The organism is Rhodococcus sp. LMD, from assembly GCF_056108245.1.
In genome coordinates, this window is the sequence record NZ_CM148557.1 from 3740751 (window position 1) to 3764187 (window position 23437).

The following is a 23437-nucleotide window of genomic DNA, read 5'->3' on the forward strand; positions in this document are numbered from 1 at the left end:
GAACCGGTGGGTTGCAACTACGTTGCGTAGCTGCAACCTCAGATGCCGAGCTGGCGGTCCAACAGCTCGATCCGGGCCCTGACCTGGGCGAACAGCGTCGAGTGCGGATCGAGGGTGGTCAGGTACGCCTCCCAGGCGGCGATGTCGTCGCGCCCGTGCACCGATGCCGTCCACCGCGCGAGCAACTGGGCGTCGCCGGCGCGGAGGAGCGCCGCCTGCACCCGGGCGCGCAGTTCGTCCCGGATCTCCTCGACGCCGGGCGCGACCGATCCGGGCAGCACCGGCCCGGCGTACAGGCGCACCGCCGTCGCCACGTCACCGCGGTCGAGCGCACCGCGGACCTCCGCGACGTCGGTGACGAGTTCGCCGAGGAGCCGGTACGGGCGAGAACCGAGTCCCTCGGATCCGAAAACCTTTCGCAGCCGCGACATCTCGGCACGAATGGTGACGGAGTCGAGCTCGGACTCGTCGAGCAGCACCGCAAGCCGGTCCGAGCTCAGACCCTCGGGATGCTCGGCGAGCAGCAGCAGGATCTCGGCGTGCCGCTGCGACAGCGGGATCCGCTCGCCGTCGCGGTGCAACGTGGGCCGTCCGGAACCGAACGTGTCGAGGCTCGTGCGAGCGGACGACAACAGCCGCGGCGAGCTGAGCAGGTGCAGCCGCAGTTCCGACTCGGCGGCGGCGACCGTGGCCCGCACGAGTTGCAACACCTCCGGCGCGGCGACGCGCAGACCGCCGGTGATGTCGATGGCGCCGAGGATCCGGCCGGTGCTCGGGTCGTGCACCGGCGCGGCCGAGCAACTCCACTCGTGCACGGTGCGGTTGAAGTGCTCGGCGGCGACGATCTGGACCGAGTGGTCGACGGCGAGAGCGGTGCCGGGCGCGTTGGTGCCCACCCGCTCCTCACTCCAGTCGGCGCCCTCGACGAAGCTCATCGACAGCGCCCGGTCCCGGGCCGCATGGTCGCCTTCGACCCACAGCAACCGGCCCTGTTCGTCGCTGATCGCGACGAGCAGCCCGCTGTCGGCGGCGTCCTCCACCAGCAGCTTGCGCACGACGGGACGGATCAGCGCCATCGGATGCCCGGCCCGGTACCGCTCGAGGTCCAGGCCGGTGAGCAGGCTCGGCTGTTCGACGGCGTCGGGACTGATCCCGTTGCGGCGGCTGCGCAGCCAGGATTCGCGGACCACCGACCGCACGGAGGCCGGCACGACCGACGTGTCGGCCGCGTCGAGGAACGAACTGTGCGCCGACGACACCCGTTGCGCCAGCTGCGACGGATCGTCACCGGGCCGCAGCGCCACCCACGGGTTGGCCGAGCCGGATCGTTCGTCGGTCATGCGGTGCTGCTCATCTGCCGGTTCCTCCTCCGGACAATTGTAACCCGAGTCACAAGCCCGCCCCCGTGCCCACCCGCTCCGCCAGCATCACCGCCGTCGCGTGCGGGCCGCGGCCGGGCACCTGCGGGAACACGGACGTGTCCACGACGCTCAGTCCCTCGGTGGCGTGCACCCGGCACCGGTCGTCGACGACCGCCGCCTCGTCGGTGCCCATCCGGCAGCTCCCGGACAGGTGCAGCGACGTCCCGAGGTGTTGTTCGAGCCAGGCGTCGCCGGGGTCGAACGCGTCGGGATCGACCCCGGTCCGGTCCACGACGTCCGGCATCGCCGCGAGCAGATGCGCGGCGTGCGCGACCCCGTCGCGCAGGTCGGCACGGTCGCCCGGGTCCTCGAGGTAGCGGTAGTCCAGCAGCGGCGGCCGCGTCGGATCGGCCGGGTCGAGGCGGATCGTGCCGCGGCTGCGGGGACGGGTGAGCACCACACCCAGAACGGGGTCCGCGACGCCGCTTCCGGGGACGGACGCGGCGAACGGTGCGGTGTAGGGGCGCATCTCGAGATTGCCGGTGTGCAGGACGACCTGCAGGACCGGGGCCGGTCCGGGTTGCGGGGCGCGGTACCGGTAGGGGACGGCGATCTCCGGGTGGTCGGTGAAGCCCGTCCCGACCCCGGGGAGCTCGATCCGCGGGGTGACGCCCAGGCGGGTCAGCTCGGCGCCGGCGCCGATGCCGGAGAGCATGAGCAGCTGCGGGGAGCCGATCGCACCGGCGGCGAGCACGACGTGGCCGGCGCCGACGGTCTCGCCGTCCTCGGTCTCGACGCCGACCGCGCGCGACCCCGAGAGCACGACCCGGCGCACGCGGGTTCCCGTGCGCACGGTCAGGTTCGGCCGGGTCAGTGCGGGCAGCAGGTACGCGTGGGCCGGACCGACGCGCATCCCGTCGCGGATGTTGAGCGGGACGGGGCCCACCCCGTCCGGTCCGGGCGCGTTGAGGTCGGCGATCCGGCGATGTCCGGCGGCGAGGGCCGCGTCGTGGAATGCGGCACCGACCGGGTGCAGCCGCTCCCACGGCGTACGGGCGACGGGCACGGGACCGGACGTCCCGTGCCAGCGACGGTGCACACCCGTCCCGGCGTCGGCATCGGTCTCGGTGGCGCGGAAATGCGGCAGCACCCGATCGAACGACCAGGACGGCGGCCAGGCCTCGAAGTCGTCCGGGCGGGCCCGCACGAAGTACGCCCCGTTGACCGCGCCGGAGCCGCCCAGCAGCCGGCCGCGGGCGACGACGGACGGGCGACGTCGGGTCAGCCGGACCGGGTAGGCGCAGGTCCACGGGCTGTCCGGACCGACCGGCAGGACGGTCGCGTCGAGCACCGCGGACGGGATGTCCGCGATGGAGCGGTAGCCGGGGCCGGCCTCGAGCAGCAGGACCGTCCGGTCGGGATCCTCGCTGAGCCGGGCGGCCAGCACGCAGCCGCAACTGCCACCCCCCACGACGACGACGTCGGCGTGCGCCGGCGCGGCCACGGGCGCGACTACCCCGCTCAACCCTGGATGCGGGGCGCGAGCGCCGCCGCATCCCGGGCGACGACCGCACCCCACCACAGTCCGGCGCCGTAGGCGATGTCGTCGAGACGCTTGTAGAACACGTAGCGCAGGGGGTCGAGGCCGCCGTCCTCGCGGTGGCCGTACCAGTCCCACAGCCCCTCGGCGACGGCGAAGCCGAGGACCGCGCGACGCACTCTCGGCGAGACCACGGCGGCGACGAACGTGATCGGCCAGTAGTGCCGGCACAGCGCGGAGGCGACCTGCCACAGTCCGCCGGCGAAGCTCTGCGCGGTGAGCACCGCCGCGATCCGGGTCGGCTGGTCGAGTTCGGCGAACATCCGGCGCAGCCGGAGCATCGTCACCGACAGCGACGCGACCGCGCCGACCGCCCCGAGGCGGGTGCGGCTCGCGGCGGCCACGCACGCGAACAGCATCGACCCGGACATCGACATCGTCGGTACCGAACCGCGGTGGCGGCTCGCGAGCGGTGCCGCACCGGTGCCGTAGAAGGCCTTGCGGGTGAACCACTTCCGGAACCCCACGCGGTGATCGTGCGCCACGTGCGCGACGGGTTCGTAGCGCAGCCGCCAGCCGGCCTCCTGCAGCCGCCAGCACAGGTCGACGTCCTCGGCGACGTGCATGGTCTCGTCGAATCCGCCGGTCGCGGTGAGCACGTCGCGACGGACGATGATCGCGGCGCTCGGCACGTACGCGACCGGGCTGCCGGACTTGACGGCGGCCTCGCGGCGGCCGAGATCGAGCGACGAGCGCGCGTGTTCGTAGCGTCCCAGGGCGCCCCTGTCGGGTTCGAGCGCGACGACGCGCGGCGCGACGAGCGCCACCGCCGGGTCGGAGAAGTGCCCGAGCATCACCTCGAGCCAGCCCTTGCGCGGCACCACGTCCGAGTCGAGGAAGGCGACGAACGGCGTCGTGGCGGCGCGCAGGCCGGTGTTGCGGGCCGCGGCCGGGCCGCGGGACCGCTCGTGCCGCAGCACCCGGAGCGAGTCCCTGGCCGGGGCGGACAACGGAACGTCCGAGCCGTCGTCGACGACGATCACCGTCAGGCCCTCGACGGCGGCCAGCAGGCGCTCGAGCCCGGCCGGGTTGTTCTTCACGGGAATCACGACGGTGACGTCGGAGGTGGCGGGCAACGCGGTGGGACGGGGGTTTCCGACGCCGGAGTCGAGCAGGCGTCGCGCCACGACGGCGGTCTGCGAGTCGACGACCTTCACGTAGCCGTCACCGATCATCGACGCGGCCGCGGGGGCGAGCTTGAGCATGCGCGTGGGTGAACCGCCGATGAGCACGCGACCGTCGGAGTAGGCGCGCACCCGCGGATCGATACGGACGCCGAATCCGTCGGGCAGTCGGGCCGTGCTCGTCAACGGAGTCTTCCTTTCGCATCCGGCTCCCACCGGGTCGTCTGTGCCGCCGCTCGATCGACGATGTCGGCGAACCATCGTGCCCCCTGCGCTGCGCTCGCGGGCGTCGGATCCCCCAGCACGCCGTTCGCGGACACGGCGACGATACCGCCCGTGCGCATTCGTGGCATCAGGTCGGCGAGGGTGCCGGTGTTTCCCTTCTCGGCGCGGGCGGTGTCCACCACGTGCGGATCCAGATGCAGCAGCAGGCTGGTTTCGGTGACGCCGGCATGGGCGTCGCCGCCGGGCACGGCGAACGGCAGCCACGCCGCGTCGCGGCCCTCGTACCGGAGCCGGGACACCGCTCTGGTCAGTGCGGGCACGTTGCCGCCGTGCCAGTTGACGAACAGCAGGCGCGCGGCCCACCGGCACACCGAACGTCCGTATTCGACGAAGACGGTCTCCATCGCGTCGGCGCCGAGCGAGACGGTGCCGGGGAAGCCCTCGTGCTCGCCGCTGGCCCCGTACTCGAGGGCCGGCGCGACGAGCACACCCGGCAGGGCTGCCGTCAGCGCCCGGGCGATCCGGGTGTCGGTGTCGAGCGGAAGATGCGGCCCGTGCTGTTCGAGCGCGCCGACGGGAACCGCGACCGTCGCGCGGCCCGGTTCGATGTCGGGCCAGTAGGCGGTGGCGAGGTCGCGGGTCACCGGTCCGATGGTAGGGGTGTGCCCTTCGGGTCGCCGTCGGCAGTGGCGAGTGCATGCTCGACCCGAGCCGGCACCCGCTGCCGGTGGACGCGCTGAGCAGCGCGTTCGTCCGGCCGGCGCGACGGTCCCCGTGGACGCGGAGCACGGTGCCGCGACGAGTTCTCGCCCGTTCGGCGGTCGGTACGGACAGAATCGAGACGCCGCGAGCGGAAGGTGAGCCATGAGCAAGCTGCTGTACTCGGCCACGATGTCGATCGACGGATTCATCGCCGGCCCCGGCGACGACATGTCGTGGCTGGTGCCGTACCTGGGGCCGGATCCGGCGATCGACGAACTCGTCGGCGAGATCGGTGCGCTCCTCGTCGGCAACCGCACCTTCCGCGGCGACGACCCGCACAAGGGCACACCCACCGAGGGCGAGGCGTTCGGTGGCGGCTGGAGCGGACCGCAGTTCGTGCTCACCCACCGCCCGCCGGCCGAGCCGGTTCCGGGGGTGACGTTCGTCGGCGACCCGCTCGCGCTGGAACGTCTCGGCACCACCCAGGGCCCCGTGGCGACGGACATCCGGCTGCGGGTCGTGCGGTGAGATTGCTATTCGCCGTCGCCGGAACTCTCGTCCCCGGCCGGCGGCGGGAGCCGGACGACGGCGACGAGGCCGTGATGATCGGAGCCGGGGAGCTCGATCCGGTCGAGGGAGATCGCCGTGGCGCCCCGGGTGAGGATGTGATCGATCCCGACGACGGCCGGATAGCGGCGGTCCGCCGGATACGTCGGCACGAGCCCGCCGCCGACCCGGTCCGCGGCGTGCACGTACCCGGAGTCGAGGAGGTCGCGGAAGCGGGTGTGCGAGTACGTCGCGTTGAAGTCCCCGCTGACCACGACCGGGGCCGGGCCGGTCACCGACTCGAGTTCCTCGTCCAGGCGTTCGAGCTCGGCCGCCCACGCCGGAGCCGGTGTCAGGTACGGGGGCGCGGGATGCACGGCGTACAGGATCAGCGGCCGCCCGGGGCCGGTGTCCAGGGTCGCGGCCAGGTTCGTCGGCCCGAACCCGTCGAGCGTGCGGCCGGCCGAGACGGGGAACCGGCTGTAGATCCCGGCGCCCGCACCGCCGGTCGGCGTCGGGGCCAGGAAGCGGTGCGGAAGCAGGTCGTCGAGTCCCGCGACCCGCAGCGCGGCCACCGCGTCCTCGGTCAGTTCCTGCACGGTCAGGACGTCGACCCGCCGCTCGCGCACCGTCCGGACCAGCGCATCCGGGTCGGCCTGCCCGACCATCAGATTGGCCTGCATCACGTGGATCGTGGGACCGGAAGTCGAGGCCGGCCGGTCGTCCCGGACACCCGGTACGTACAACGGTCCCAGGGTCCAGGCTCCGGCGGCGACGACCGCGAGCGCCGAGGCCAGCAGAACCGGGCGCCGGGCGAGGGCGGCGACGACCGCACCCGCCACCGTCCCGAGCAGCAGGTACGGGCCGAGCGACGCCCAGGCGATCACGGCGTTGCTCGCCACGTCCGTCGCGGAGGCCACCAGCGCGGTGAGCCCGAGCACCGTCGCGGCGATCGAGACGAGGGCGGCGAGCCGTCGCGGCACGCTCATGAATGCCTCCTCACCCCGGCTGCATGCCTCCGCGCGACACCCGGCGCGGCCGTAGTCCGGAACGAACCGGCGGCTCCTGTCGATCCGACCCGGTTCCGTTCGTCGTCATGTCGTACGGCAACCCTGCCGTGCAGGACACCCACCCTACGAGAAGGGCTCGATATGAAGTACATGATGCTGATCAACGCCGCATCGGCCGAGGCCGGCGACCAGTGCACCGTCGAGGAGTGGATGGTCTTCGACAAGGAGATCCAGGAGGCGGGAGTCGTCGTCGCCTCGGAATCGCTCGCCGACCTGACCACCGCCACGACCGTGCGGGTCGGTCCCGACGGGGCGCGATCCGTCACCACGGACGGGCCGTTCGCCGAGACGCGCGAGGTTCTCGGCGGCTTCTACGTCGTCGACGTGCCCGACCTCGACGTCGCGCTGGACTGGGCGGCCCGCTGCCCCGGAGCGCGCGGCGGTGGATCCGTGGTGGTGCGGCCGATCGCCGACTTCGGGCAGTGACCGCGACGGACGGGCCGGGCGCCGGCGCGCGGGTCGACGCAGCCGTCGAAGCGGTGTTCCGGGAGGAGCGGGGGCGGTTGCTCGCCGCCCTCGTGCACCGCTTCGGCGACCTCGACCTGGCCGAGGACGTGGCCGGCGAGGCGATCGAAGCGGCGCTGGTGCACTGGCCCGTCCGGGGCGTGCCGGCCAAGCCGGGGGCCTGGTTGCTGACGACGGCGCGGCGCAAGGCCGTCGACCGGCTCCGGCGGGATCAGGCCTACGCCGCCCGGCTGGCCGTCCTGCAGGTGGATTCGGATCGGGCGGACCACTCTCCCACCCCCGTGGCCGGCAGCGACGTGCCCGACGAGCGCCTGCAGCTGTACTTCACCTGCGCTCACCCGGCGCTGGCGACCGAGGACCGGGTGGCGCTGACCCTGCGGTGCCTGGCCGGGCTCGGGACGCCCGAGGTGGCGCGGGCCTTCCTGGTCCCCACCGCGACGATGGCGCAGCGGATCGTGCGGGCGAAGAAGAAGATCCGGCAGGCCCGCATTCCGTTCCGGATGCCCGAGCGGGACGAACTGCCGGAGCGGTTGCCAGGCGTACTGCAGGTGCTGTACTCGATCTTCACCGAGGGATACGCCGCGAGTTCCGGGCCGGACCTGCAGCGTCCGGACCTCGCCGACGAGGCGATCCGGCTGGCCCGGATCCTGCACCGGCTGCTGCCCGGTGAGCGGGAGGTGACCGGGCTGCTCGCCCTGATGCTGCTGACCCACGCGCGCCGCGACGCCCGGACCGGACCGGAGGGCGAGGTGGTTCTGCTCGCGGACCAGGACCGTGCACGCTGGGACGGCGCTCTCGTCGCCGAGGGCACCGCTCTCGTGCCCGTGGCGCTGACCGGTGGCCCGCCGGGCCCGTACGGCGTGCAGGCCGCGATCGCCGCGCTGCACGACGAGGCCGCCGACGTCGCCTCCACCGACTGGCCGCAGATCGTCGCGCTCTACGACGTCCTGACCACCCTGGCGCCCTCGCCGGTCGTCGCGGTCAACCGCGCCGCGGCGGTGGCGATGCGGGACGGTCCGGAGGCCGGTCTGGTGCTGCTCGACGCCCTCGCGGACGAGCCCCGGCTGCGCGGCTACCACCCGTATCTCACGGCCCGCGGGGAGCTGCTGCGCCGGCTCGGCCGCGACGACGAGGCCGCCGTCGCCTACCGGCGGGCACTCGAGCTGGCCGGAACCGAACCCGAACGCGCGCACCTGCGCCGTCGTCTGGAGGAGACGGGCCGGTCGTGACCGGGATCGATTCGGGGTGTCGTCGCCGCATCGGCCGAGCGGCCGCACCCGTCTTTCGGCACCCGGATCAGTCGCCGAAGCCGCTGCGGGAGGCCCAGCCCGACGCGGCGAACGACCGTCGCAGGGCGGCGCGCAGGTCTGCCGCTCCGGCGAGTTCCGTCATCACGGACCGATACTCGTGCGGTCGGCGGCCCACGAGTGCCGCGAAGCCGGCGCACTCGCGCAGCAGTGTGCCGAACAGCGCCTCCTGGGTCTGCAGCGGTATCGGCGACCCCCCGGGCGGCGCGAGGGTGCCCCACCTCGAGACGTACACGTCGAAGCCCACCGGCCGCGCTCCCCCGTCGATCGCGAGAATGCACTCGTCCGCGGTCACGGCGCGGCGCGTGTAGTTCGGCTCCGTCGCGTCGAGGCACGCGAGCTGGTCCCGGTCCAGCAGCGACGCGAACACCGCGGTGCGGGCCCCCGGCCAGCGGAACGCGGTCGCCGCGACGTAACCGGCCACGCTGACGTGGGCGCTGTGCCCGACCGCCATGCCCGTCACCGTCGCGCGCAGGAAAGGCACGGTGGGGTCGACGTGCCCGGCCGTCAACTTGCGCGCCACCACCGCGGGACAGGCGTTGGACCCCACGGCGACGACGAGACGCCGGTCCCGGACGCCGTCGACGCCGGCCGCCCGGAGCGCGCCGTCGACGGTCCGGCTGGTACCGGCGAGCCGCAGGGTGCTCGCACCGAAGTCGGCGCGAGCACGTGCGCGGTGGTAGCCGTCGCGGGTGAGCAGGCCCGTCCCCGGCGCGGCGGGTCCGGGGTAGAGCCACGGAGCGGCCACGAAGTCCACTCCGTCGGCGACGGTGCTCATGCTCCCAGTATTCCGCGCGCTAGCCTGCGGGCGTGCACATCGAACCGCGTTCCCTCGACGACGCCGCGGTGCACTCGCTCGTCGACGAGGTGCAACTCGAATACGTCCGCCGGTACGGCGGTCCCGACCACACGCTGCTGCACCCGCAGGAGTTCGATCCACCCCACGGCATCTTCCTGCTCGCGTCGCTGGACGACGTCCCGGCCGGCATCGGCGGATGGCGGGCGCGGAACTCGGCGCACCCCGGACTGCGCGACGGCGACGCCGAGATCAAGCGCATGTACGTGCGCGCGGGTCTGCGCCGACGAGGCGTGGCGCGGCGGATCCTGGCCGAGCTCGAGCGCACCGCCGCCGAGGCGGGCCGGCGCCGCATGGTGCTCGAGACCGGCACCGAGCAGCCCGAGGCGCTCGCGATGTACGCGGCGGCCGGGTACGTTCCGCTGGCCGAGCGGTTCGGTGAGTACGCCTGTTCGGACTCGTCGCTGTACTTCGCCAAGGACCTGCCGCCGCAGGACGCCGCGCACCGCATCCGCCCGGCCACCGCGGCGGACCTGCCGCTGCTGCAGGACATCGAACGTGCGGCCGGACGGGCGTTCACCGAGCTCGGCATGGACGCCGTCGCCGACGACGCGCCGCCCACGCTCGCGGAGCTGCGCGAGTACGTGACCGCCGGGCGCGTGTGGGTGGGTACCGACGGTGACGACCGCCCGGTGGCCTACCTACTCGCCGAGATCGTCGACGGCACCGCCCACGTCGCGCAGGTGTCGGTGCATCCCGAGCACGCGCGCCGCGGGCTCGGCCGGGTCCTGATCGATCACCTCGCGACCTGGGCACGCGTTCGGGCGCTGCCCGCGCTGACGCTGACCACCTTCGTCGACGTCCCCTGGAACGGGCCCTACTACCGGCGGCTCGGCTTCGAGTTCGTGCGCGACGACGACCTCGGTCCGGGCCTGCGCCGGATCCGTCGTGAGGAGGCCGCCCGCGGTCTGGATCGGTGGCCGCGGGCGGTGATGCGACGCGGACTGTGAACGGCGTCGAACGCCGTCACGGGTACTCCGGCACCGACGCCGACCAGAATCGCCGCACCAGATCCGTCGTCTCGGCGGGCGCCTCGAGCGGGACGAGGTACGCGGCGCCGTCCACGACGGCGCACGAGCCCTGCGGCACCAGGCGGCTCGCCGCGCGCGCCTGCTCCGGCGTCCACCCCTTGTGGTCGCTGCCGGTGACGAAGAGGGTCGGCACGGACAGCCCGGGCAGACGGTCGGTCAGATCGGGGCGGTGCAGCGAGATGGAGACGACCGCGTTGCGCAGTGCCGCCCGGTCGGCGCGGACGAGGCAGTCCCCGACGAGGGCGACCGCCTCCGGATCGCGTTTCCTCGTTGCGGCGGAGAGCAATACGTTCGTCACCCCCGAGCGGATGAAGCCGACGGGGCCGAGCATCCGGTGGGCGGCGAGGAGGAATACCGTGCGTGCGCGCTCCGTCCGGTTCAGCGCCTGGACGGGCGTCCCCAGCGTCACCAGCGTCCGGCAGCGCGGCGCCGCGTCGGTCGCGAAGACGATGCCGATGTGGCCGCCCCAGGCGTTGCCGATCCAGTCGACGGGTTCGTCGACGCCGAGTTCGTCGAGTATCGTTCCGGCCGCCGCGGCGCATTCGGCGAGGGTGTAGCGCCGGTCGGGATCATCGCTCGCCCCGTGCCCCGGGCCGGTGACGGACACGACCCGCCGTTCGGTTGCCAGCTCGTCTTCGACTCGGCCCCAGGATCTTTCGTCGACGAACAGGCTGTGCCACAGCACGGCGGTCGGACCCTGGCCCCGCACTCGCACGGCCAGCGAGCCCACTCCGGTCGAGATCTTCCGGGTCATCGCCCTCACCGCCTCCGGTTCCCGGTTGACATTGTCAAGTGCTATGGTCCTCCGCATGGTTGACAGTGTCAATGGGGGCCCGGGAGCCGGGCGGACGAGCCCGAGCCTCGACGAACGCCTGCTCCAGACCGCACTCGAGCAGTTGCGCGAGGAGCCCGCGGAACGGCTCAGCCTGCGCCGGGTGGCACAACAACTGGACGTGAGCCACCAGGCGCCCTACGTGCACTTCGGCACCAAGCGCCGGTTCCTCGCGGCGGTGGCCGGGACCGGACTCCGGCGGGCCGCGGCGACGGCCGCCGCCGCCGTCGAAGCCGCAGGCCCCGACCCCCTGCACCGGCTCCACGCCCTCGCCGGCGCCTACGTGCGCTTCGTGCGGGACAACCCGCACGTGCACGACCTGGCCTACGGGCCCACGGTCGACAAGGCCGACCACCCACGCCTGCAGCAGGCCGCGGCCGACTACTGGGAGCTGCTGCACGACACCGTCGCGGCCTGCCAACCCGCAGGCATCGACGAAGCCGACGTTCTGCGACGGTGCGCGGCCGCGTGGGGCACCGTCTACGGCATCGCCCGGTTGGCCGCACTGCACCAGATCCCGGCCTCGGTCCCCGCCGACAGGGACGCGCTGCTGCACGAGGCACTCGACATGCTCCATCGCGGATGGCAGGCCCGCGACTGAGTCCCCCGCCCGGCTCGGCAGCGACCGGACGCACCAGCCGCTGCAAATAGCCGACTTGTTCTATCTCAAATAGAACAATATGCTGGTGTCGTGCTCATCAGACTGGATCCGAACTCGCCGGACCCGCTGTTCGTGCAGCTGGCTGCGGCCGTGCGCGGCGCGGTGGCCCGCGGCGAGGTCCGGGCGGGCGAGCGCCTCCCCGGTGCACGCGACCTGGCCGCCTCGCTCGGCCTCAACGTCCACACCGTGCTGCGGGGCTATCAGCAGCTGCGCGACGAAGGCCTGGTGGAGCTGCGTCGCGGACGCGGTGCGGTCGTCACCGATCGCGCCGAAACCGGCTATGCCGCCGTTCATTCCGCCGTCGCTGAGGTCGTCGCGCACGCCAAGCGCGTCGGGCTGAGCGCCGACGGCCTCGTCGACCTGATCAGAGCGGAGTACAGATGACAGACGATCCCGGCACCGGCGGGCGCCCCGCCGGCCGTATCCTCCTCGGTTCCACGGTCGCCCCGCTGGGGGTCGCCGCCGCCGGCGCGCTCGTGCTCCGGAACTGGCGTGCGCAACTGCCGGATCCGATCGCGACGCACTGGAACCTCGACGGCACCGCGGACGGATTCGCCGGACTCCCCGCAACCATCGCGCTGGTGCTGGGATTCGGTGCGCTGTTCGCCGCCCTCGGTTTCGGTCTCGCCCGGGCTGCCGCCGCCGACCCCGCCCTCACCCGCGCGGTCGCCGCGACCGTCACCGGCACCGTCGCGTTCGTGACCACCCTGATCGTGCTGGCGACCGGCTCGCAACGGGGTCTCGCCGACGCCACCGCAGCCGCACCGCCGGGGACGTCGCTCCTCGCCGCACTCGGCGTCGGCCTCGCCCTCGGGGCCGCCGCCGCGGCGATACCACGGTGGTCGCGGGGACCCGCCACTCCCCCGGCCGCGGAGGCACCACGAATTCCGGTCGGCACAGACGAACTCGTGGTGTGGACCCGCTCGGTGGCCACCGGCAACGTCACGACGAGCGCGCTGGTCGCGGCGATCGGCCTCGTCGCCGCGATGGGCGTGCTGACCCGGCTGTGGATCCTGCTGGGCCTGGCCGTGCTGCTCGCGGTGCTGGTGGCTGCGACCTGCTCGATCCGCGTCACCGTCGACGCCCGCGGGGTCACCGTCGCGGGAATGTTCGGGTGGCCGCACCTGCACACTCGGCTCGGTGACATCGCCTCCGCCTCCGTCACCGACGTGGCACCGCTGCGGCACTTCGGTGGCTACGGATACCGCATGGCAGTGTTCGGCCCGCTGCCCGGTGCACGGGGGTTCGTCCTGCGCGGTGGCCCTGCCCTGGTGCTGAACCGGCGCGACGGCGCGCGCACCCTGGTCGTGGTCGACGACGCCGCGACCGCCGCCGGACTCGTCAACAGTCTCGTGGAGCGGAGGGGCGGCGCCAGGACCGACCCGAGCCGCTGAACCCGGCCGGGCGGGAGCACCGCGACACCCGGCCGTGCACCGTTCGTGGCCGTCGTCCGCCCGTGGTTCACCACGCCAGCCCGAGGTCGACGGCGGCCAGGCCGGCCCGCGTGCGGTTGTCCACCCCGAGCTTGACGTAGACGCGCTCGACGTGGTTGCGCGCCGTCTTCTCCGCGATGCACAACTCTGCGGCGATCTGCCGGTTGGAGCGGCCCCGGGCGACGAGCCGCAACACCGCCACCTCCCGGGCGGTCAGTCCGGCCGGCCAGGGCGCGCGTCGCACCTGCCGGTGCCCGGCCGCCGTCAGCACCGCCTCGACGGCCTCGGCGTCGAGGCGGCCGCCGCGGGCCTCTCGCCGCAGGCGCTCCGCCGCGTGATCGGGGGTGAGCGCATCACGATGCGGCCGGGGTTCCCCGAAGCGCTGGTACGTCTCCGCCGCGGCGAGCAGCCGATCGGCGACACTCAGGTCGCGGCCGCGGACGCCGTTGGGATATCCGGAGCCGTCGAGGCGTTCGCGGTGCGTGGTCGCGACGGCGACGACGTCCTCCATGCCGGTGACACGGCTGAGGATCCGCCCGGTCAGGTACGGATACAGCCGGACCCGCTCCCATTCGGTGGCGGTGAGCGGACCGGGCTTCTCCCAGATCCGGTTGGACACCCCCATTCGCCCGAGACCGTGGACGAGACCGGCCCGGTAGAGCACCGCGGTGTCCGTCTCCGGCAGGCCGCGCAGGCGACCCGCCGCCGCCGCGAGTTCGGCGACGGACCGCGAATGGCCCAGCAGGAAAGGGACTTTCAGGTCGACAAAGTCCGCCGTCGCGCGCAGCAGCGCGTCGAGTTCGCCGTCGGCGAGGACGCACTCACGGTCGGGTGCCCGATCCAGTGCCGCCGCCCATGCGTCCCGTTCGAGCAGATCGTGGGTGAACTCGTCCGCACCCTCCCGGAACACCCGTGCCACCCGCGGACAGAACTGGGTCCCGCTGCGCGCTCGGGCGACCTCGACGGCCCGCCACGGCCCGCCGGTTCGCAGATGGACCTCGCAGACCTCCGCCAGGTGCACGATGTGCATCTCGAGCGGGATGTCGTTGCCGCGTACCCCCGCGGGTAGCCCGGCCCCGTCCCATCGTTCGAACGCATAGGCCAGGGCCGCACCCACCTGCCGGTCGAGGCCCACCCGGTCGGACAGCGCTCCCGCCGACGCGCAGTGCGAACCGATCAGTTCGGCCATGCGACGGCGGGCGGTCAGCAGGAACGCGGCGACCTCGAGTCCGCGACGCGGGCCGTCGAGCCCGCGCCCGACGTGACCCGTCAGCATCCGCAGGAACGGCAACCCCGTCATGTCGACCCCGTAGGTGTCGGCGCGGAGTGCGATGTCGTCGCCGAACACCTGCGCCAGTTCGTGCGAGTCGGCGTGGCATCCGATCCAGGCGACGAGGTTCGCGTAGTAGACGACGGCCTGCTGCCGGGCGTCCAGCCCCATGCGCTCGGCGATCCGTCCGGCCAGTACGGCGGAGCGCAGCATGTGCTCCATGGGCTGCCCCAGGCCCAGGTCGATCGCCAGGGACAGCGCTGCGAGCAACTCGGCGCGCCGCGGCCCGTCCCGCGGCGCCGGAGACGACCCGCTCCTGCGCTGCACGGCTCCATTGTCCTCCGCCGCGGGAATCGGGGGCCCGCCCGGGCAAAAGATGAGGCATCGGCCCCATGCCTTCCGGACACGACACGGCGCACGATCGGAACAACCGAAACACCGCAGGAGGACGACATGAAGACCACGCCGCAAGCAGCCGCCGAGGAGCCCCGCGTCCTGGCCGGGGTCGCCGGGGAACGGTTCACCGGATACGCGGTGATCGGTGCACCGTTCGCCAGTGGGCACTGTCTGGCACTGCGCCGGTTCACCGCCGGATCGGTGGGCCCGGCCTTCACCTCGGTCTGGCATCGCGACCCGCACGGCCGGTGGACCGTCTACAGCGATGCCGCGCCGGAGCACGGATGCCCCCGCTACCTCGGCGCCGCCCTCAACCGGACGGTGCGCACCGACGTCGCCGCCGCATGGACCGGCCCGTCCCGGCTGCACATCACGGCCGGCGACGACGTCGTCTGGGACGTAGAGGTGACCTCGTCGCCGTCCACCGCCCTGGCGACCCTGACCGGTCGGCTCCTACCCGACCGCATACGGCACCACCCCGCGGTCCTGGCCGCGGTGGCGCGCCTCGCCGGGCCGGTCCTGGGCGCCGGCCGGATCCGCCTCACCGGGGACGTACCGAACGGACAGTGGTTCCGTGCCGCACCGCGCCGGTTGTGGTCCGTCCGCACCGTCGCCGCGACGGTGGGCGGCGTCGACCTCGGCGACGACGGGCCGCTGCCCGAACAGGAGCGGCTCGGCGATTTCCGGATTCCCCAGCGCGCCCTGTTCGCGACCGTCGACGCGTGGTTCGAACCGTTCGATCCGCAGCGGCACGCGCCGGCGTGCCCGGGCGATGCGCTCACCTGCTGACCCGCGCCGGCACTTGCGCGTGCGATGATCTTGTGGACCATCGAGGGGGTGCCATTGTCTGAAAGCATCGTGCCGGTGACGAGTAGACGAACCACACGGGGGGCGTCCGACGATCCCGTGTACGTGCCGCTGCGCAGCATCTCCGGAGCGGCGACGACGCTGCAGGAGGCGGTGGCGCGGCAGAACGCCACGGACTACTACGAGGTCCGCGCGGCGATGGACGCGGAGTACTACTGGCGCGCCGTGGTGCAGACCTTCCAGATCGCCGACGAGTCGTTCCTGCACGCCTCCCGCGGCACCCAGGACGGTGCCGACATCTCCGCCCACGTGATGGCCCGTGCCGCGGACTGGGTGGCGAAGACGGAACTCGCCGTGGAAGGCACCCGGATGTACGGGGCCCTGGTCGCGTTCACCCAGGGCGTGGGCGACGGGTACGCGGCGGTCGAGTCCTGGGCCGAGGCCACCAAGCGCGCGAGCCGATAGGCCGCTGCGCGGCCCGTGCGCGTTTCCGGTAGCGGTGGCTACCGGAAACGCGCACGGCTAGAAGTGGATCGCGGCGCGCTCGCCCTCGACGATCGCGGCGTCCGCGCGCCGCGGGGTGAGCGCATCACCGATCCGCACGACGTGGAATGCGCTGTCGCACAAGGCTGTCCAGAGTTCGTCCACCGGATCCTGATGGGTGGCCACCACCACCCGGTCGACCGTGCGCTGGTGCGCGACGGCGGTCGGGTGGTGCCGCAGCGCCACGTCGAGCCTGCCGTCGCGTTCGGCGACGGCGGTGACGAGCGTGTCGGTCAGCTGTTCGATGCCGAGGGTGTACGCCCGGCGGGTCCAGCCCTCCATGTCGAGGGTCAGCCCGAGGTCCTGGCCGACGATCATCCCGGCCGTGCAGACGGTGACCGCGGCGCCGCGGCCGGCGAGCAACTCCGCCACGGACGTCGCGTGGTGGAAGCCCAGGTCGTCGACGACGAGGACGTCGCCGTGCGGTGACACCCGGTCGTCGAGGACGTCGCGGACGTCGACGACGAGGTCGGTGTCGCCGGCCCAGTCCGGGCGCCGCGGTCGCGCACCGGTCGCGACGACGACCGCGTCGGGATGCGCGTCGCGCACGACCGCGGCGTCGACGTGCACGCCGGTGCGGATCTCCACGCCCGCGCGCCGGCACTCGATCTCGAGACTGCGGACCAGACCGCCGAGCTCGCCGCGGCCCGGCGCGGTTGCGGCCGTGCGGATCTGCCCGCCCAGCACATCCGCGCTCTCACAGAGGGTGACCCGGTGCCCGCGCTGCGCGGCGGTCGCGGCGGCGCGCAGCCCGGCCGGGCCGCCACCGACGACGAGGATCCGCCGGCCGGGCCGGCGAGGATCGGGCAGCGGCTGCGCCTCGCGTCCGGCGCGAGGGTTGGCCACGCAGCCGATCCACCGCCCGAGGCCGACCCGCCCGATGCACTCCTGGTTGCAGGCCAGGCACGGGCGCACCGCCTCGTCGTCGCCGGCGAGGGCTTCGGCGGCGAAGTCGGGATCGGCGATCTGGCCGCGCACGACGCCGACGAGGTCGCAGCGCCCGGCGGCGAGCGCCGCCTCGGCCTGCGCCGGGGTCGTGAAGCGACCGACGCCGACCACCGGCAGGCGCACCCGCCGCCGGATCGCGTCGGGCACGAAGAGCGCGTAGCCGTGCGGCGTCGCCATGGACGCCTCGATCAGGTGCAGCGTCTCGGTGGCCACGCCGATCGAGGTGTTGACGTAGTCGACGTGCCCGCTGTCCTCGACCAGGGCGGCGAGCGCGACTGCGTCGTCGAGGGTGATCCCGCCGTCGGTGCCGTCGTGCCCGCTGAGCCGGACCCCCACGACCAGGCCGGGCCCGACGGCCGCGCGCAGCGCCGCGACGACCTCGAGCAGGAACCGTGCCCGGTTCCGGAGCGGGCCGCCGTACCGGTCGGTGCGGCGGTTGGTGCCGGGCGACAGGAACTGCCGCACGATCGACGCCTGCGAGCACTGCAGTTCGACACCGTCGAACCCGCCGGCACGGCAGTGTGCGGCGACGCGGGCATACCCGTCGACGAGCTCGCGGATCTCGTGCTCCTCGACGGCCTTGGGCACCTCCCGGAACAGCGGGTCGGGCACGGCGCTCGGGGCCCACAGCGGCAGGCCGGTGTACATGCCGGAGCCCTGGGCGCCGTTGTGGTTGAGCTGCGCGAGGATTCGCCCCCCGTGGCCGTGCACGGCCTCGGTGATGCGCCGGTAGCCGGGCACCACGGCGGGGTCGTAGCCGCGGATGAGCTTCTCGTAGGGCCGGTCCGTCGGATGCACGGTGTGTTCCTCGGAGACGATCAGACCGGCCCCGCCGCGGGCCCGCGCGGCGTAGTAGGCGGCGTGCTGTGCGGTCGGCAGGCCGTCGACGGCGAAGTTGGTCAGGTGCGCGGAGAACACCACCCGGTTGCGCAGCGTGACCGGGCCGAGCCGCAGCGGGGCGGCCAGCCGCGGGTACGGTCGGGCGGAGCGGGGCTCGCTCACACCTTCGAGTTCCCCTGGTCGAGGGCCATCTGGCTGCCGGTGATCGTCCTGGCCCGGTCGCTCGCGAGGAACAGCACGGCCTCGGTGATGTCGTCGACGTCGGCGATCGGCTTCTCGGTGAGGATCGGCGCGAAGCTCGGCAACCAGTGCGGGTACTTCTCGAACATCTTCAGCGCACCGTGGTCGGTGCCCATCGGCGTGTTCACGCCGTAGGGGTGGATGGAGTTGACCCGGATGCGGTACTCACCGAGCTCCTTGGCGGCGGTCTGGGTCAGGCCGACGAGGCCGAACTTCGCAGCGGCATAGTTGGCCTGGCCGGGCATGGCCTTCAGACCCGCGACGGAGCTGACGACGACGATCGACCCGCCGTTGCCGGCCTCGATCATGGCGGGCGTGGCGGCCTTGAGGGTCTTGAAGACGCCGGTGAGGTTGATGTCGATCAGTTCCTCGAACTGCTCGTCGGGCATCTCCCAGAAGCGGTTCCAGTTGCAGATGCCCGCGTTGGCGACGACGACGTCGAGGCGGCCGAACTGGGCGACGCCCTCGTCGACGACGGCCTGCAGGGCGGCGCTGTCGCGGACGTCGGCGATGCGGGCGTGGATCTTCGCGCCTTCGGCCTCGACGAGCTGGACGGTTTCGTGGAAGTCGGCTTCGGTGACCGGCGCGTACGTGTTGTACGCCGAGACGGGTCCGGCGATGTCGACGCCGATGATCGAGGCGCCCTCCCGCGCGAACCGGATCGCGTGGTTGCGGCCCTGGCCGCGCGCGATACCCGTGATGAACACGACCCTGCCGTCGAACTCGCCCATGTGCCGATCCTTCCGATCCCAGCGTTTTGGAACAGGTTACAGTTCGGATCCGAGTGCGTGGCCCTCGCGTACCGCGTGGTGGACACTGCGCGGCGCGAGGCAGTCCCCGATCCGCACGAGTCCGGTGCGGTAGAGGCTGTCCTCCGGCAGACCCGGGGCGCAGTCGACGAGCAGCGCGCCCGCGACGTCGGTGCGCTGCCCGGTCAGCCGGTGCTCGAGTTCGACGGCGTCGGCGCCGACCCGGCGCACGGTGACCCCCAGATGCCGGGTGACTCCCGCTCGCTGGAGCCGGGCGTTGGCCGCGACCAGGTCGCCCGTCGGCGCGAGCCGGGCACCGGCGATCGGGTCCGTCGTCGCATACGAGACGTCGTACCCCTGGGCGGCGAGTTGTTCCGCGATGCCCACGGCGACGGGCCCGCCGACCGGATCCCACACCACCACCGGCCGCACGGGGATCGGGCCGCCGGCGAGCAGCCCCGCGGCGGTCACGACGTGCCCGTCCTCCGCCGGGTACTCGGGGGGCCGGTCGCGGCTGCCGGTCGCGAGCACGACGACCGTCCCCTGGGCGGCGGCCGCGTCGAGGTCCGCGGCGGCGACGGCGCTGCGGGTGTCGATCCGCACGCCGAGCGCGCGGCAGCGGACCTCGAGCCAGTCGACGAGTGCGGAGAGCGTGTCGCGTCCCGTGCCCACCGCCGCGGTGCGCAGCATCCCGCCCACGCGCCCGGCGCGTTCGACGAGACGGACCCGGTGACCGCGTTCGGCCAGCACGCGGGCGGCCTCGAGCCCGGCAGGCCCCCCACCGACGACGAGTACGTCGCGCGTCACGGCCGTCGGGGGCTGCGGAGTGCGGGTCTCGTGCCCGGCCTCCGCGTTGCCGATGCAGCCGACCCGGGGATTGCGGAAGTCGCGCACCAGGCAGGCCTGATTGCATCGCACGCACGGCCGGGGGGTGTGCCCGTCGCGCACGGCGGCGACGAGGTCCGGATCGGCGATCTGCGCGCGGGTCATCTCCACCAGGTCGCACACTTCGTCGTCGAGGGCGCGCTGCGCGGCGACGGGCTCGACGATGCTGCCCTGCAGGACGACGGGCACGGCGCCGGCCACGGCATCGCGGACGGCGCGGCACAGCCCGGTGTTGAACCCGGCCGGGGTGTGGGCGTCGGGCCGGTACACGCCGGGGGCGTAGAGTCCGCCGCGCACGACGGTGAGCAGATCCAGGTGCGGGGCGAGCACGGACGCGTGACCGGCGGCCTGCTCCGGTGTGATGCCGGCCCAGGGCGCCTCCTCGTCGCAGCTCAGGCGCAGCGCCAGGATCCGGCCGGGACCGAGTTCGGCGCGCACGGCCGCGATCACCTGTCGCAGCAGCAACGACCGGTCGGCACCGTAGCGGTCGGTGCGCCGGTTGGTCAGTCCCGAGAGGAACTGGCGCAGCAGCGAGTTCGGCCCCGCGTCCAGCTCGATTCCGTCGACGTCTGCCGCGACCGCGACGGCGGCGGCGGCGGCGAACCCCTCGACCAGCTCCCCGATCTCGTCGTCGCCGACCTCCATCGGCAGTTCGCGCCCGGCCGGGTCGGCCACCCGCGACGGTGCCCACAGCGGAGCCTGCGTCCACGCACTCGACCCCTGCAGGCCGGCATGGCCGAGCCCGGCCAGCACGAGGGTGCCGTGGGGCCGGCACGCGGCGACGATCGACGCCCATCCGGGGCCGCCCTCCGCGGCCAGGGGTGCCCGCTCGTACGGCTGGTCGTGCGGGTGCACGGAGGCGACCTCGGTGACGAGCAACCCGGCTCCGCCGCGGGCGCGGCGCTCGTAGTACGCCACGTGTTCAGGCGAAAAGGCCCTCCCCACACCGAGGTTGGTTTCGTGCGGTCCGAAGAGCACCCTGGCCGGCGCGTCGCGGCCGGCCAGGGTGATCGGTTCGGTGAGAGTGCCCATCGGCAGAGGGGACCGCTCAGATTCCGAGGTCGCGCCGGAAGTTCGGTGGGACGACGATGTCGTCGGGGGTCAGCTCGTGGATCGACGTCTTGCCGAGTCCGATGAGCGCCGAGCCGATGCCCCCGGCGAGGATGTCGAGGACGTTCTCCACGCCCGCCTGCCCGTTGGCGGCGAGGCCCCACAGGTACGCGCGGCCGATCAGGACGGCCTTGGCGCCGAGCGCGAGGGCCTTGACGACGTCGCTACCGCGCCGGATGCCGCCGTCGAGCAGCACCTCCACGTCCTTGCCGACCGCGTCGGCGATCGCCGGGAGCGCGCGGATCGGGGCCGGGGTGCCGTCGAGGTTGTTGCCGCCGTGGTTGGACACCGAGATCGCGGTGACGCCGGCGTCGACTGCGCGCTTGGCGTCGTCGACCCGCATCACGCCCTTGAGCATGAACGGCGCGTCGCCCCACTGCTCGCGCAGCCACGCGACGTCCTCCCACGTGGGCAACGGGGTGCCCATCCATTCACCGTAGGCGCCGAAGAACGTCGGCGCGCTGCCACCGGGCGGCGTCAGGTTCGGCGTGGTCAGGTCCGGCACCTTGCCGGTCTTGGCCCAGTCGAGCAGCCAGCTCGGCCGCAGGATGCCCTCGGGTGCGAACCGGAACATCGCCTTGAGGTCCATCTTCTCCGGGATCGCGGGGCTGCCCCAGTCCCGGCCGTTGGAGAACGACCAGTCCAGGGTCATGATCAGGCCCTTGGCGCCGGCCGCCCGGGCGCGCTCCATCCGCTGGACGAGCACGTCCCGGCTGCCCACCCAGTACATCTGGAAGAAGGTCTTGTCGTTGGCGGCGGAGACCTCTTCGATGGACTTGCTCGCGAACGAGCTCAGACCCATCGCGACGCCGCGGGCCGCGGCGGCACGGGCGACGGCGACCTCGCCGTCGGGGTGCACCGCCTGCACTCCGGTCGGGGAGATCAGCACGGGCATGCCGACGTCCTGACCCATGACGTGGGTGCCCATCTCGCGCTTGTCGGACAGGCCCGCGACGTGCGGGGCGAAGCCGAGCTCGGCGAACGCGGCCGTGTTGTCCTCGACGGTGATGCCCTTCTCGGAGCCGGCCACGAGGGCCCCGTAGACGGACTTGGGGAGCTTCTTCTTCGCGCGTTGCTGCGCGACCGCAACGGTTTCGAACCAGTCGTTGCCCATGGGGGATCTGCCTCTCGTACTGCGGGGAAGGCGCCGGCTACTGCATTCCGGCGAGCGGGTTCTCGTCGCACGCCCGCGACGGCGGGCGCACCATCAGCTTCAGGGGGACGGGGGCGCGCGGGGTGCGGCGCTCGCCGGTGCGGGAATGGTCGACACTGGACTTGGGCACGGTGCGGTCGGCGCTGAGCGCGGATTCGCCGTAGCCCTGGACACATTCGGGGTCCGGCCCGTCCATCGGCAGACCGGTGAAGAACTTGGCGGCCATGCAGCCGCCGCGGCACGAATCGTAGAACGTGCACTTGCTGCACGCACCGCCGGTCTGCGGGGAGCGCAGCTCGGTGAACAGTTCCGAATGCTGCCATACCTGCTGGAATCCGCCGTCGGACAGGATGTTTCCGGCGAGGAACTTGTCGTGGATCGCGAACGGGCAGGCATAGACGTCGCCGACCGGGTCGATCAGGCACACCACCCGGCCCGCGCCGCACAGGTTCAGCCCCGGCAGCGCGCCGGCACCGTCGGCCCCGCCGAACGCGGACAGGTGGAAGAACGAGTCGCCGGTGAGCACGCCCTCGCCGTGGGCGACGAGCCAGTTGTAGAGCTGGCGTTGCTGCTCGTGGGTGGGGTGCAGGTCGTCCCACACGTCCACGGCGCGGCCCGACGGGCGCAGCCGGGTGATGCGCAGGGTGGCGCCGTACCTGTCGGCCAGGGCCTTGAACTCGTCGAGCTGGTCGACGTTGTGGCGGGTGACGACGACGGAGATCTTCGCGTCGCGGAAGCCCGCCTCGGCGAGATTCTCGAGTGCCCGTACGGCCATCGCGAACGAACCGGGGCCGCGCACGGCGTCGTTGACCTCGGCGGTGGCGCCGTCGAGCGAGATCTGCACGTCGACGTAGTCCGAGGCCGCCAGCCGCGCGGCGACCTTCTTGTCGATCTTGACGCCGTTGGTGGAGAACTTCACGCCCACCTGGTGTTCCGTGGCGTAGTCGACGAGCTCCCAGAAGTCCGAGCGCACGGTCGGCTCGCCGCCGCCGATGTTGACGTAGAACACCTGCATGCGCTGCAGCTCGTCGATGATGGCCTTGCACTGTTCGGTGGTCAGCTCACGCGGGTCCCGCCGACCGGACGAGGACAGGCAGTGCACGCACGACAGGTTGCAGGCGTAGGTCAGCTCCCACGTCAGGCAGATGGGGGCGTCGAGGCCCTTCTCGAACTGGTCGACCAGGCGGCCGACCTTCGGTGGGGCGGAAGCGTCTCGTACTGCGGCGGATTCGAGCACTGAGGTCATGGGCTGCGTCCTCGTCGGTGGCGGGCGGGAGGTGTGC

The 23437-nt window shown here is 73.0% G+C and carries 22 protein-coding genes; 9 read left to right on the forward strand and 13 right to left on the reverse strand.

Going from position 1 to position 23437, the window contains the following annotated elements; genetic code table 11:
- Window positions 1–38: 38 nt before the first annotated feature.
- From ACWPQI_RS16965 to mftE, 4 genes are read right to left on the reverse strand one after another with little or no spacing between them, the layout of a single operon-like run.
- Window positions 39–1340 (reverse strand): helix-turn-helix domain-containing protein, encoded by a 1302-nt coding sequence (locus ACWPQI_RS16965; RefSeq protein ID WP_010591929.1) that lies wholly within the window; start codon window positions 1338–1340, stop codon window positions 39–41.
- Between the two features lie 49 nt (window positions 1341–1389).
- Window positions 1390–2865: a mycofactocin dehydrogenase MftG gene (mftG, locus tag ACWPQI_RS16970; RefSeq protein ID WP_342661282.1), complete on the reverse strand. Its 1476-nt coding sequence runs from the start codon at window positions 2863–2865 to the stop codon at window positions 1390–1392.
- 17 nt (window positions 2866–2882) lie between these two features.
- A complete protein-coding gene (gene mftF / locus ACWPQI_RS16975; RefSeq protein ID WP_474738405.1) occupies window positions 2883–4271 on the reverse strand; it encodes a mycofactocin biosynthesis glycosyltransferase MftF in 1389 nt (462 codons plus the stop codon).
- Window positions 4268–4954, reverse strand: coding sequence for a mycofactocin biosynthesis peptidyl-dipeptidase MftE (mftE, locus tag ACWPQI_RS16980; RefSeq protein ID WP_010591932.1), 687 nt, complete (start codon window positions 4952–4954; stop codon window positions 4268–4270). The genes mftF and mftE overlap by 4 nt, the downstream gene beginning before the upstream one ends.
- A gap of 220 nt (window positions 4955–5174) precedes the next feature.
- Here mftE and ACWPQI_RS16985 point away from each other — a divergent pair, with 220 nt between their 5' ends.
- Window positions 5175–5540 carry a dihydrofolate reductase family protein gene (locus tag ACWPQI_RS16985; protein ID WP_010591933.1) on the forward strand — a complete coding sequence of 122 codons (366 nt, stop codon included), beginning with the start codon at window positions 5175–5177 and terminating at the stop codon, window positions 5538–5540.
- A 5-nt stretch (window positions 5541–5545) separates the two neighbouring features.
- Here the strand turns inward: ACWPQI_RS16985 and ACWPQI_RS16990 are convergent, their stop codons facing one another.
- Complete coding sequence (locus ACWPQI_RS16990; RefSeq protein ID WP_010591934.1) at window positions 5546–6547, reverse strand: endonuclease/exonuclease/phosphatase family protein; 1002 nt, start codon at window positions 6545–6547, stop codon at window positions 5546–5548.
- Window positions 6548–6709: 162 nt separating this feature from the next.
- On the opposite strand from ACWPQI_RS16990, the gene ACWPQI_RS16995 reads away from it, so the two are divergent.
- Entirely contained in the window at window positions 6710–7054 is a 345-nt protein-coding gene (locus tag ACWPQI_RS16995; protein ID WP_010591935.1) for a YciI family protein, read from the forward strand.
- Window positions 7051–8322, forward strand: a complete 1272-nt coding sequence (locus ACWPQI_RS17000; protein WP_119699911.1) for an RNA polymerase sigma factor — start codon at window positions 7051–7053, stop codon at window positions 8320–8322. The genes ACWPQI_RS16995 and ACWPQI_RS17000 overlap by 4 nt, the downstream gene beginning before the upstream one ends.
- A gap of 67 nt (window positions 8323–8389) precedes the next feature.
- Here the strand turns inward: ACWPQI_RS17000 and ACWPQI_RS17005 are convergent, their stop codons facing one another.
- Complete coding sequence (locus ACWPQI_RS17005) at window positions 8390–9178, reverse strand: hypothetical protein (protein ID WP_474738406.1); 789 nt, start codon at window positions 9176–9178, stop codon at window positions 8390–8392.
- A gap of 32 nt (window positions 9179–9210) precedes the next feature.
- Here ACWPQI_RS17005 and ACWPQI_RS17010 point away from each other — a divergent pair, with 32 nt between their 5' ends.
- A complete protein-coding gene (locus ACWPQI_RS17010) occupies window positions 9211–10206 on the forward strand; it encodes a GNAT family N-acetyltransferase (protein ID WP_017679985.1) in 996 nt (331 codons plus the stop codon).
- Between the two features lie 16 nt (window positions 10207–10222).
- Here ACWPQI_RS17010 and ACWPQI_RS17015 read toward each other — a convergent pair whose 3' ends face one another.
- On the reverse strand, window positions 10223–11041 hold the full coding sequence (locus tag ACWPQI_RS17015; RefSeq protein WP_474738407.1) for an alpha/beta fold hydrolase: 819 nt from the start codon (window positions 11039–11041) through the stop codon (window positions 10223–10225).
- A 55-nt stretch (window positions 11042–11096) separates the two neighbouring features.
- On the opposite strand from ACWPQI_RS17015, the gene ACWPQI_RS17020 reads away from it, so the two are divergent.
- The 3 genes from ACWPQI_RS17020 (at window position 11097) to ACWPQI_RS17030 (ending at window position 13174) form a co-directional block, all read left to right on the forward strand.
- Window positions 11097–11720 carry a TetR/AcrR family transcriptional regulator gene (locus tag ACWPQI_RS17020; RefSeq protein WP_225222521.1) on the forward strand — a complete coding sequence of 208 codons (624 nt, stop codon included), beginning with the start codon at window positions 11097–11099 and terminating at the stop codon, window positions 11718–11720.
- A gap of 90 nt (window positions 11721–11810) precedes the next feature.
- On the forward strand, window positions 11811–12164 hold the full coding sequence (locus tag ACWPQI_RS17025; RefSeq protein ID WP_010591941.1) for a GntR family transcriptional regulator: 354 nt from the start codon (window positions 11811–11813) through the stop codon (window positions 12162–12164).
- On the forward strand, window positions 12161–13174 hold the full coding sequence (locus tag ACWPQI_RS17030) for a DUF1648 domain-containing protein (RefSeq protein WP_474738408.1): 1014 nt from the start codon (window positions 12161–12163) through the stop codon (window positions 13172–13174). The genes ACWPQI_RS17025 and ACWPQI_RS17030 overlap by 4 nt, the downstream gene beginning before the upstream one ends.
- Before the next feature lie 67 nt (window positions 13175–13241).
- Here ACWPQI_RS17030 and ACWPQI_RS17035 read toward each other — a convergent pair whose 3' ends face one another.
- Window positions 13242–14810: an HD domain-containing phosphohydrolase gene (locus ACWPQI_RS17035; protein WP_210062928.1), complete on the reverse strand. Its 1569-nt coding sequence runs from the start codon at window positions 14808–14810 to the stop codon at window positions 13242–13244.
- Window positions 14811–14936: 126 nt separating this feature from the next.
- Here ACWPQI_RS17035 and ACWPQI_RS17040 point away from each other — a divergent pair, with 126 nt between their 5' ends.
- On the forward strand, window positions 14937–15668 hold the full coding sequence (locus tag ACWPQI_RS17040) for a hypothetical protein (protein WP_010591944.1): 732 nt from the start codon (window positions 14937–14939) through the stop codon (window positions 15666–15668).
- Between the two features lie 75 nt (window positions 15669–15743).
- Window positions 15744–16151 carry a hypothetical protein gene (locus tag ACWPQI_RS17045; protein WP_228287072.1) on the forward strand — a complete coding sequence of 136 codons (408 nt, stop codon included), beginning with the start codon at window positions 15744–15746 and terminating at the stop codon, window positions 16149–16151.
- Window positions 16152–16208: 57 nt separating this feature from the next.
- Here ACWPQI_RS17045 and ACWPQI_RS17050 read toward each other — a convergent pair whose 3' ends face one another.
- Genes ACWPQI_RS17050 through mftC form a run of 5 tightly spaced genes read right to left on the reverse strand, consistent with a single transcriptional unit; the run spans window position 16209 to window position 23400 of the window.
- Window positions 16209–18179: a mycofactocin system FadH/OYE family oxidoreductase 2 gene (locus ACWPQI_RS17050; protein WP_102031333.1), complete on the reverse strand. Its 1971-nt coding sequence runs from the start codon at window positions 18177–18179 to the stop codon at window positions 16209–16211.
- Window positions 18176–18988 (reverse strand): mycofactocin-coupled SDR family oxidoreductase, encoded by an 813-nt coding sequence (locus tag ACWPQI_RS17055; protein ID WP_010591947.1) that lies wholly within the window; start codon window positions 18986–18988, stop codon window positions 18176–18178. Before ACWPQI_RS17055 ends, ACWPQI_RS17050 begins: the two co-directional genes overlap by 4 nt.
- A gap of 36 nt (window positions 18989–19024) precedes the next feature.
- Window positions 19025–20923, reverse strand: coding sequence for a mycofactocin system FadH/OYE family oxidoreductase 1 (locus ACWPQI_RS17060; protein WP_040272191.1), 1899 nt, complete (start codon window positions 20921–20923; stop codon window positions 19025–19027).
- 16 nt (window positions 20924–20939) lie between these two features.
- Window positions 20940–22115, reverse strand: coding sequence for a pre-mycofactocin synthase MftD (gene mftD, locus ACWPQI_RS17065; protein ID WP_010591950.1), 1176 nt, complete (start codon window positions 22113–22115; stop codon window positions 20940–20942).
- 37 nt (window positions 22116–22152) lie between these two features.
- Window positions 22153–23400, reverse strand: a complete 1248-nt coding sequence (mftC, locus tag ACWPQI_RS17070) for a mycofactocin radical SAM maturase (RefSeq protein ID WP_010591951.1) — start codon at window positions 23398–23400, stop codon at window positions 22153–22155.
- Between the last annotated feature and the right edge of the window lie 37 nt (window positions 23401–23437).